Annotated in this window: 5 protein-coding genes and 1 rRNA gene; 2 read left to right on the forward strand and 4 right to left on the reverse strand. The window is 46.8% G+C overall.

Annotated elements, in window-relative coordinates; all coding sequences use genetic code 11:
- Both Q4Q57_RS19270 and acnB read right to left on the reverse strand, forming a co-directional pair.
- A 16S ribosomal RNA gene (locus Q4Q57_RS19270) occupies window positions 1-657 on the reverse strand; the annotation flags it as partial.
- 900 nt (window positions 658-1,557) lie between these two features.
- Complete coding sequence (gene acnB, locus Q4Q57_RS19275) at window positions 1,558-4,155, reverse strand: bifunctional aconitate hydratase 2/2-methylisocitrate dehydratase (RefSeq protein WP_220591276.1); 2,598 nt, start codon at window positions 4,153-4,155, stop codon at window positions 1,558-1,560.
- A 435-nt stretch (window positions 4,156-4,590) separates the two neighbouring features.
- On the opposite strand from acnB, the gene hxpB reads away from it, so the two are divergent.
- Window positions 4,591-5,250 carry a hexitol phosphatase HxpB gene (gene hxpB / locus Q4Q57_RS19280; RefSeq protein WP_311891752.1) on the forward strand — a complete coding sequence of 220 codons (660 nt, stop codon included), beginning with the start codon at window positions 4,591-4,593 and terminating at the stop codon, window positions 5,248-5,250.
- A gap of 95 nt (window positions 5,251-5,345) precedes the next feature.
- Window positions 5,346-5,687 (forward strand): DUF2845 domain-containing protein, encoded by a 342-nt coding sequence (locus Q4Q57_RS19285; RefSeq protein ID WP_028759308.1) that lies wholly within the window; start codon window positions 5,346-5,348, stop codon window positions 5,685-5,687.
- Between the two features lie 79 nt (window positions 5,688-5,766).
- Here Q4Q57_RS19285 and Q4Q57_RS19290 read toward each other — a convergent pair whose 3' ends face one another.
- Both Q4Q57_RS19290 and Q4Q57_RS19295 read right to left on the reverse strand, forming a co-directional pair.
- The gene (locus tag Q4Q57_RS19290; protein ID WP_311891753.1) at window positions 5,767-7,809 is read right to left on the reverse strand and encodes a M13-type metalloendopeptidase; all 2,043 of its coding nucleotides are present in this window, start codon (window positions 7,807-7,809) and stop codon (window positions 5,767-5,769) included.
- Between the two features lie 231 nt (window positions 7,810-8,040).
- A complete protein-coding gene (locus tag Q4Q57_RS19295; protein ID WP_311891754.1) occupies window positions 8,041-10,257 on the reverse strand; it encodes a patatin-like phospholipase family protein in 2,217 nt (738 codons plus the stop codon).
- Window positions 10,258-10,365: the final 108 nt, after the last annotated feature.

Consider the following 10,365-nt stretch of genomic DNA (forward strand, 5'->3'; position numbering starts at 1 on the left):
TCTAGTTCGCCAGTTCGAAATGCAATTCCCAGGTTGAGCCCGGGGCTTTCACATCTCGCTTAACAAACCGCCTGCGCACGCTTTACGCCCAGTAATTCCGATTAACGCTCGGACCCTCCGTATTACCGCGGCTGCTGGCACGGAGTTAGCCGGTCCTTCTTCTGTAGGTAACGTCACAGCAACAGCGTATTAAGCTGCTACCTTTCCTCCCTACTGAAAGTGCTTTACAACCCGAAGGCCTTCTTCACACACGCGGCATGGCTGCATCAGGGTTTCCCCCATTGTGCAATATTCCCCACTGCTGCCTCCCGTAGGAGTCTGGGCCGTGTCTCAGTCCCAGTGTGGCTGATCATCCTCTCAGAACAGCTAGGGATCGTCGCCTTGGTGAGCCATTACCTCACCAACTAGCTAATCCCACCTAGGTTCATCCAATCGCGGAAGGCCCGAAGGTCCCCTCCTTTCCCCCGTAGGGCGTATGCGGTATTAGCAGTCGTTTCCAACTGTTATCCCCCTCGACTGGGCAGATCCCTAGGCATTACTCACCCGTCCGCCGCTCGCCGGCAAAGATAGTAAACTATCTTCCCGCTGCCGCTCGACTTGCATGTGTTAGGCCTGCCGCCAGCGTTCAATCTGAGCCATGATCAAACTCTTCAATTAAAGTTTTTTGCTTCCGTCTTACGACTTCAGCGGCTCAATGAATTCTGATTTTTTGTTTCTCGCACTCCTTATAAAAGAAGGGCTGAAACAAACTGTACATATTGCTATGAACACTCATTCATTGATTTAATTCTTTGATTACTCACTCGAAAGTAAAGTAATTTCGATTAACTCAACACCTGTGAGTGTCCACACAGATTTCTTGTTTTATCTTGTTAAAGAGCAACTCAACCTCGTAAGAGAAGATGAGTACCACACTGAGCGCCGAACGCTTCCAGTTGGCTAGGGCTGCGTATTCTACGCATTTCCCGTTTCGCGTCAAGGAGTTTTTGCAAACTTTCTCAACGTTCATCAATCAGTAAACTCATCGATGAACTGCCACATCAGGCTGCTTAACGCTGTCTGCCGTGTCAGTGGATGCGCATTATAGGGAGCAGGAGATTTTGTGCAACCCCTATTTTAAGGAAATTTGCAGTTAATTCTAAATATCTAATCTAACCACACCATACCCACCACTTACCCCCAAAGTTATCCACATTTTAGTCAAAACAATGCCTTTACTCTGCATTTTTCATAGCAAAAGCCCATGGAATGATCTGTTGGTAAATATGAAAATAGAAGGTTCAGTCTTTCAAAAACTAGATTCAGTGAGGTGAAGCCGGACACTGATTGGGATAGCGCCTTTAGTGAACAACCTAAAGACAGATGCACTTGGCTATTTATGCTTATTTATTAATGCTTCGTTATTTATGGAATCCTAGCCTGTTATATGGAAGAGACGAAGCATCACTATTTAGATGAGCTATTTGTACATATATGCGTATGCGCAGAGAGAAATTTACCCACAAAAAAGCCAGCTTACGCTGGCTTTTGACATCAAGTTAGCTTAACGGTAATCGATTATACGGCTGACTGGAAGATCACTTCAGATGCTTTCTTAGTGTAAGACTCGATTTGATCGAAGTTCAAGTAACGGTAAGTGTCAGCCGCAGTAGCGTCTAACTCTTTAGCGTATTCTTGATACTCTTCTGGAGACGGTAGACGACCCAACAGTGCAGCAACCGCAGCCAGTTCAGCAGAGGCTAAGTAAACGTTAGCGCCTGTACCTAAACGGTTAGGGAAGTTACGAGTAGAAGTCGATACTACAGTCGAACCTTCAGCAACACGTGCTTGGTTACCCATACAAAGTGAGCAACCTGGGATCTCGATGCGCGCACCTACACGACCGAAAATCGCGTAGTAGCCTTCTTCAGTCAACTGATCTCTATCCATCTTAGTCGGTGGTGCAATCCACAGACGGGTTGGCAGAGTTTTAGCAAACTTGTCCAGCATCTTACCGGTTGCACGGAAGTGACCTATGTTGGTCATACAAGAACCAACGAACACTTCGTCAATCTTAGTTTGCGCAACAGATGACAGCAGAACGGCATCATCAGGATCGTTCGGCGCACACAGGATTGGCTCTTTGATGTCGTTCAAATCGATTTCGATTACCGCAGCGTACTCAGCATCTTTATCGGCGCTCATCAGTTCAGGATTCGCTAACCACTCTTCCATACCTTTGATACGACGTTCAATGGTACGACGATCGCCGTAACCTTCAGCGATCATCCACTTCAGCATGATGATGTTTGAGTTCAGGTATTCGATGATAGGTTCTTTGTCTAACTTGATAGTACAACCGGCCGCTGAGCGCTCAGCTGATGCATCAGACAGTTCGAAAGCTTGTTCAACTTTCAAGGTTTCAAGACCTTCGATTTCCAGTACGCGACCAGAGAAGATGTTAACTTTACCTTTCTTCTCAACAGTCAACAGACCCAGCTCGATAGCTTTTAATGGGATAGCATGGACCAGATCACGCAGTGTGATGCCGGGTTGCATTTTGCCTTTAAAGCGCACTAATACTGATTCAGGCATATCGAGTGGCATAACGCCAGTCGCCGCAGCAAACGCCACTAAGCCAGAACCTGCTGGGAATGAAATACCAATTGGGAAACGCGTATGTGAATCACCACCGGTACCAACAGTATCAGGCAGCAGCATACGGTTTAACCATGAATGGATAACACCGTCACCTGGACGCAGTGATACACCGCCGCGATTCATAATGAAATCTGGCAGAGTATGATGTGTATTCACATCCACTGGCTTTGGATAAGCCGCAGTGTGACAGAATGACTGCATAGTCAAATCGGCACTGAAACCTAAACAGGCTAAATCTTTCAGCTCGTCACGGGTCATAGGACCTGTGGTGTCTTGTGAACCGACAGACGTCATCTTAGGTTCGCAGTATTGGCCAGGACGCACGCCAGCTACGCCGCATGCTTTACCGACCATCTTCTGCGCTAGCGTGTAACCTTTACCCGTATCAGCCACGTCTTGTGAACGCACGAATACGTCAGATACGCCTAAACCTAATACTTCACGGGCTTTGTCAGTTAAACCACGACCGATGATCAGTGGAATACGACCACCAGCACGAACTTCGTCTAACAGCACGTCAGTTTTTAAGCTGAATTCTGAAATCACTTCGTCGCTGTCGTGACGCTTAACCACACCGGCGTATGGGTAGATGTCAATCACATCGCCCATTTCCATTTTGTTTACGTCAAGCTCGATTGGCAGTGCGCCCGCATCTTCCATAGTGTTGAAGAAAATCGGTGCAATTTTACCGCCAAGGCAGAAACCGCCAGCGCGCTTGTTGGGTACAAATGGAATATCATCGCCCATAAACCACAGTACTGAGTTAGTCGCTGATTTACGTGATGAACCTGTACCCACAACATCGCCCACATACACTAATGGGAAACCTTGCGCTTTTAACGCTTCGATTTTTTTCACTGGGCCAACGGCGCCAGCAACGTCAGGCTCGATACCATCACGGGCGTTTTTCAGCATAGCTAACGCGTGCAATGGGATATCAGGACGTGACCATGCATCGGGTGCAGGTGACAAGTCATCGGTGTTGGTTTCACCAGAAACTTTAAATACTGTCAGAGTGACTTTGTCGGCCAGTTTAGGACGGCTTAAATACCAATCTGCATTTGCCCATGCTTCAACTACTTGCTTAGCAAACTCATTGCCTGCTTCCATCTTCTCAACCACATCGTGGAAAGAATCGAACATCAGCAAAGTGTGAGATAAGGCTTTAACAGCTAAAGGTGCTAACGCTGGGTTATCCAGCTGCGCGATCAGAGGTTCGATGTTGTAGCCGCCTTGCATTGTGCCTAACAACTCAGTAGCACGCTCAGCAGATAGAATCGGTGATTTTTCAGTGCCTTTGGCAACCGCATCTAAGAAAGCAGCTTTAACATAAGCGGCTTCATCAACACCTGGGGGAATTCGATTTTCAAGCAGGTCGAGAACGAAAGCCTCTTCACCTGCGGGTGGATTTTGAACTAACTTAACCAGTTCAGCCACTTGATGTGCATCTAATGGCTTAGGGACTACGCCCTCTGCAGCACGTTCTGCGACGTGTTTACGATATGCTTCTAGCACGGCAACATTCCTCTTTGTTTGGCGCTCTAACAACGAAACTGCACGTCTTCTTAATTGAAGCTGACAGTCCGACATGATCGACCCGTATTTCCGGCCTGCAGTATACTACAGCTTTGCAAAAGTATGAATCAGGTCACACTCGGCAAAAAGCGAAATAAGGACTAAATCCGGCGGCGAATGCCAACTTACGGGAAGATTAAAACAAGTGAAATTAGACAATAGTTTGAAAACAGACAAAAAACCATACACTACAAATAGTTAACAATGTTTCATTAATTTTAAATCGAACAAGCAATTTTCCGTGTCAGAGAGCAATATAGATATAAATTTTTCTCATCTTGCGGCATTTTGGCTTTTAAGATGCGGTGCGAGAACTTACACTCAGGCTTAATTTACTGCATATCTCAGTTATTTCCCCAGTCCATCGGAGTACCAATGACATCCCTTAGCATTCAAGCCGTTATTTTTGATATGGATGGCGTTTTAATCGATTCAGAACCCCTATGGCAGCAGGTCGAGTATGAAGTGTTATCCGCACTTGGCGTGCCCGTGACCATAGAAACGATTCAACAAACCACAGGTTTACGCATCGACCAATGCGTCGATTATTGGTACCACAAGGCGCCTTGGCCTCACTACGATAATGCCAAGGTCAGCCAAGCGATTGTCGATAAGGTCGCCAGTGAAATTCTGGTTAGCGGCGAAGCTATGCTGGGCGTTCACGAAGCGATTGACCACTGCCAAACGCTGGGTCTTAAAATCGGCTTAGCCACCTCCTCGTTTTACACTATTATCGAGGCGGTGCTCTCTAAGTTAGGACTCAGCGATAAATTTATGGCGGTGCAATCTGCCGAGGGCCTCACCTACGGCAAGCCACACCCTGAAGTGTATTTGAATTGCGCTAAGGCGTTAGATGTTGATCCCCGTTGTTGTCTTGCCATCGAAGATTCCTTTAACGGCTTAATTGCCGCCAGAGCAGCCAACATGCAAACGGTCGCGATCCCTGCGCCAGAACAAAGAGGCGATGCTAAGTGGATTATCGCCCATCATCAGGCCGAGAGTTTGTTGGCATTAACAACAATTTTGGCAAAATAACGTCACAACACACCGAGTTTCTGCAGGGCGAATAAGCTTAGTCTTTGCCCTACGGATAAATAGCACAATGGTGTATGCACCAGAAGGAATTCAATGTGAAGTACCTGTCCTTAATACTGCCCATGGGCTTAATACTCATGTCCACCTGTTTACCCGCTAGCGCAGGTGAGACCATGCACTGTAAACAACAAGTGATCAATACGGGCGATACTTTAACGACTGTGCAGGATAAATGCGGCTCGCCCAGTGATATTCGAGAATACAGTCTGCCCGCGACTTATCTCAACGCTAACGGAGACAGGGTGATCGATCCCAGCAAGTTGCCGACTGAGTATCAAGAATGGACCTATGACTTTGGACCGACACGCTTAATGCGCCGGCTTTATGCCACTGATAATAAAGTCACTAAAATCGAATCCTTAGGTTACGGACATTAATCAGCAGCATCCTAGATTATTGTCATCAATAAAAAAGCCAGACATTGTCTGGCTTTCTTGTTTCAATCAACTGAATGTATTACCAAATTTTTACACGTTCATCTGGCGTCAAATACATTTTATCGCCTTCTTTCATCTCGAAAGCTTTATAGAAGGCTTCCACGTTACGCGGCGTCCCCATAGCGCGGTAGTGACTCGGTGAATGCGGATCTGTCAGCAAACGACGGCTCAGCTCTTCATCACGGTAGTTACGACGCCATACTTGTGACCAACCCACAAAGAAGCGTTGCTCACCCGTTAATCCATCAAGCTCTGGCGCGGGTTTGCCGTTAAGGCTCATTAGATACGAGCGTGCCGCTACGGTTAACCCCCCTAAGTCGCCGATGTTTTCCCCTAAGGTCAAATCACCGTTAACAAACTTGCCGGGCAGTGCTTCATAACCTGAGTATTGCGCTGACAGTTGTTTACCGCGTTTTTGGAACTCTTCGCGGTCTTTATCTGACCACCAGTCACGCAGGTTACCGTCGCCATCGTACTTAGCGCCTTGGTCATCAAAACCATGGCTGATTTCATGGCCGATCACAGCTCCGATACCACCGTAGTTCACCGCATCATCGGCATCCATATTGAAGAATGGCGGTTGCAGAATCGCAGCAGGGAATACGATTTCGTTTTTCACTGGGCTGTAATAAGCGTTCACCGTTTGTGGCGTCATGCCCCATTCGGTACGATCGATTGGCTTGCCAAGCTTGTTGATCATATCTTGATATTCAAACTGAGCGTAACGCATGTAGTTACCGACTAACTCGTCAGCCTTGATATCTAAACCTGAGTAATCTTTCCACTTATCTGGATAACCGATTTTATAGGTAAACTTAGCCAGTTTTTCTTGGGCGGCGACTTTGGTCTCTGGCGTCATCCACTCAAGTTCATTGATGCTGACTTCAAAACCTTTGATCAAGTTTTTGATCATGGTTTCCATACGCGCTTTAGCTTCTGGCTTGAAGTATTGCTTAACGTACTCTTCGCCCACTAACTCACCAATCACTTGGTCGGCGCCATCAACCGCTTTTTTCCAGCGTGGTTGTTGCTCTTCGATACCCATTAAGGTTTTGCTCTTAAAGGCGAAGTTCAAATCAACAAAGTTTTTGCTCAGTAACTCGGCGTAGCTATCTACTAAGTGGAACGCGAGATAATCCTGCCAAGCCGATACCGGAAAGGTCTCGAAACCTGCACCGAGTTTTTCGAAGTAAGAGGGTTGGCGCACTATGATGTCAGTGACTTTGTCGCCTAAACCTGCGCTGGTCGCGAAGGCATTGAAATCAAATTGACCCATTAACTTTTGCAGTTCAGCGCGATCTAACTTGTTGTAAGCCTTATTGGCGTCGCGGGATTCCACTCGACTCCACTGACTCTTGGCGATCATCATTTCGATGTCGGCAACGTTTTTAGCCGCGCGCTTAGCATCCTTGTAACCCGCTTCGGTCAGTATGTCTGTCACATATTTGGCCATGGCTTGGCGATTAGCGGCAAACTTAGGGTCATCTTTAAGATAATAATCGCGGTCCGGCAGCGTAAGGCCCGACTGGCTTAGATACACGGCGTACTGAGTTGAGTTTTTGGCGTCATTATTGACGTAAAAACCAAAGGGAATACCAGAGCCAGTCGTCAGTAATCTACCCATAACGGCAGGTAAGTCAGCGTGTGTTTTTGCGCCAGCAATATCGGCCAGCAATGGCTTAAGCGGAGTAACGCCTAAGGTTTCAAGCAAATCGGTATTCATAAAGCTAGCGTTGAAATCACCAATCTTCTGCTCATTCGAGCCTGCCGCTGGATTCTTTTTAGCAGCCGCTTCGTCGATGATCTTTTTCAATGCATCTTGGCTTTGATCGTACAGCACAGAAAATGCGCCGTAGTTAGACTTGTCGGCAGGAATAGGCGTATTCGCCAACCATTTACCGTTAACGCTGTAATAGAAATCGTCTTGATGGCGAACTGAGGCATCAAAGTTTTGCAATTCAATGCCAGAAACCGCAGCGACTTCAGTTTTAGGCTCAGTACTACAAGCGGCTAAACCTAAACTCAGGGCGATACCCAGTGCCAGTGTGCTTATCTTCTTCATTGTTTTCCCCAGCTTCCTTAAGAGTTATTATTTTTCCCGCAAAACCTTAGCATCTTGGCACGCCCCACAGTAGCAAGATTTTGTAAAAGGATATGACACTTTAGCGACGCGCGAACCGATTCAGGCACTATGCCATCAAGACCGTTTAGGATTTTTATCGCACAAAAAATAAGGGCACGACCTCAGTCATGCCCTTAAGCTCTTAACATCAATCTCAAACTAGAACTCAAACTAGAAGTTTTTACCCACAAATAAATAGAAGGACTTATCGCCAAGATCTGTGATCCCAAAGCCGATTGCCGCAGGTCCCATGGAAGTATCAGTACCAATGTAGAGACTCGATGCATAAATCAAATCAGTGAGCGTGACTTCAGAGCGCTCATCCCAGACATTCCCCGCTTCCAAACTCCAACCTAGATACAAAGGATAATCTGTCATTCCGAGCGCATCACGCCCGAGATCATATTGATAAACAAAGGCGCCAAAGACTTTATGCGCGCCTGTCAGTGAGTCTTTATGGTAGCCAGATAGATTTAAAAATCCACCCAGCTCAGATAGATGCAGCGTATTCATCCCATCATTATCGTTGGTTGAAATCGATGCCTTACCCACAAAAGCATGATTGCCGACACTCAAGGCGCCCTTCCAGTCGGCCTCTATCTGCACACTGTATTGGTTTTGGTTATCGTCGATAATGTCATCGAAATCTTCATTGCGCACATAGACGTTTAAGGTCACGCGATTACCCGATGTCGGGAAACTAATACTGTCTAAGCTGTCGTAGCCGAATCTAAAGTAAGCTCCATAGGAGCTAAAATCTAAGTCCCGTAACAGCCAGGCATCATTAATTATCGCGCCCTTCTCCGCCACTAAACCCAGCTCAATCATGCCCTGCGAGGTGTAGTTGTAGCCGATCCCGAGTTCGATGGTGTGGGTTTTCTTGTCAAAGGTGAGCAGACGATTGTTGTTATCGTATAAGTCCCAATTACGGGTATCGTATTGATAACGAGCGCGGCTAAAGAATTGTTGGTCTCTGTCTAATGGCTGATAGAACTCAGTCGCAAACAACTTTTCCATACCGAGTTTGATTTCATTGCGCCATTCGCCGCCATTGAAGGTCAAATCCGTCATGGTATAGGCCATGTCAAAACTGATGGCAGATTCAGAGTTAAAATCATCCTCCCAGTTAAAGCCCAGTTGGAAATAATTTGGCCCCCAAGACTTAGCTTTAGTGGTCACAGTTAGTACACGACCATCTTCACCCTCGACAAACTCAGCATCGACACGCTCAAACTTATTGAGGGAGTAAATACGCTTTAACGCCTCATTCAGCTCGTCCTTAGACACAGCTTGCCCAGGTTTAATGTTCAAAGTTTCCGTTAAGAGATTCAGACTTACCTTAGATTGGTTATCGAAGACAATTTCATTAACAGAATGACGCACATCTGCCATTAACAACTTACCTTTGGCTTTTTTGGCCTCGACGTAGGCGGCATATTCCTCAGGGCTCACGCTCATGCTGCTCAGCTTATCAAGCTGTCCATTAGCGGCTTCTTTGCCGAGCGTTAATGCCAAGGGCATGATAGTGAAATCTGTAGTGCTCAAGGCGTCGATCGCGGGACGGATCAACACATCCTTATCAGTCAGCAGCAGTTTTTGTTTTTCGGTGCTGGCATTGGTCAAAAAGTTGGAGAGCTGATCGAGTACGGCAATAGTGCTGTCTAATTTATCTTTTTTGACCAGAGGTGAACCAATATCGACGGCAATAATAATATCGGCGCCCATGGCCTTAACAACATCGACGGGCATATTGTTGGCAATACCCCCATCGACCAATAACTTACCTTCAATTTGAGCGGGCTGCAGCGCACCGGGAACCGTCGCAGAGGCTTGCATGGCTTTGACCATGCTGCCGTGACTGATCACCACAGGTAAGCTGGTTTCTAAATCGGTCGCCACTGCACGGTAGGGAATGGCTAAATCATCGAAATTACCAAATTGCTGTACTAGATCGGTAGACTGACGTAGAAGCTGCGACATAGTCTGACCACGCAGCAACCCACTTGGCGCCCTTACTTGGCCTTCGTTATAACCAATGTTCAGCGGAATGTTGTAGCGATCGCGTAACTGTTTATCCCTATAACTCAAAATATTGCGCGGGATAGTATCCGAGTAGCCACTGTCCCAATCAACACCCATCATGATCGCTTCGACTTCGCTGGCGCTGTAACCCAAGGAGTACATGCCTGCGACATAGGCACCGATACTGGTGCCCGCGATGTAATCGACCGGGATGTTATGTTCTTCTAATATTTTGAGCACCCCCACATGGGCAGCGCCTTTAGCACCGCCGCCACTGAGTACGACACCAATTTTAAGGCGCTCTGCCGCCATCGACGGAGTCATGCACAAACACAAAATAATAGAAGCGAGTAGTTGACGCATCATGGTGAGGTTACTTTTTTATGGGATAAAAATCCGAGTTATATTACCAAACTTATCGATTTAACCGTCAGTCATATTTTATCTGGACCGACTAGTGATAAGACTGTGTAC

This window comes from Shewanella sp. SP2S2-6 (assembly GCF_031931965.1).
Taxonomy (GTDB): Bacteria; Pseudomonadota; Gammaproteobacteria; order Enterobacterales; family Shewanellaceae; genus Shewanella; species Shewanella baltica.